Source organism: Bacillus sp. FG16, assembly GCF_057809515.1.
Genome location: NZ_JBMDKC010000288.1, coordinates 1 through 734, shown reverse-complemented (window position 1 = coordinate 734; position 734 = coordinate 1). Strand labels below are relative to the sequence as shown.

1 protein-coding gene is annotated in these 734 nt (G+C 28.1%); it reads left to right on the top strand.

The window, feature by feature from the left end:
- Positions 1-149: 149 nt before the first annotated feature.
- The gene (locus ACODS7_RS32335) at positions 150-626 is read left to right on the top strand and encodes a hypothetical protein (protein WP_075716878.1); all 477 of its coding nucleotides are present in this window, start codon (positions 150-152) and stop codon (positions 624-626) included.
- Positions 627-734 lie beyond the last annotated feature (108 nt).

Sequence of the window (734 nt, the reverse complement as noted above, 5' to 3'; positions counted from 1 at the left end):
GTAGTGTTTTTTACTAAAAAATAAAGTGTACAGAAATATACAATTTTCTGTACACGAAAGAAATAACTTTCTTTTATTTGAAACATGTTTGTATACTTATATAGCATAGAAAAAAATTGAGAGGATATCATTCATCAGGAGGAATTATAGTGCCACTACTTTTTATCTTGCTATTTTTTATCGTAAATGTTCTTATTTATGTCAAATCATCTCGATGGAGAAAACAACAACATCTTTACGTTCAGTCCTTTACATTTCTTATCGATTATTATATTTTTATTATTCCTATTACCGTACTAGTATTTGTAGTAGCTCTTCCTGGCATTTTTATTACTGGTAACAGTACGTTAGATACGATTATGACAAACATATTTATGATTGAGCTGTATTTATTTAGTTTACCTGTGCTCTTATTATGGAATTTTTATATGGTATATCCGAATCTAAAATTTCTTTGTTCTTTACATGACACAAAAATTTTGCATTACGAAGTTTTGAAAAGAGGTACTTTATGCTTAGAAGTCATTCTATGTTGCGTTCTTATTCCATCGATTCATTACATAGTCATCATTTTTTTAGTTGGAATGAGCCTGTTTTTAGAGTATAAAATTGCAGATGCCTCTTAATCAGATTGTCATATAAAAAGACTGCTGTGTGAAATTCAACAACAGTCTTTTTTATTCAAAATATATAAATCAGGGTTTCTTTGTACTGTAGGTATTCATTAATCACAA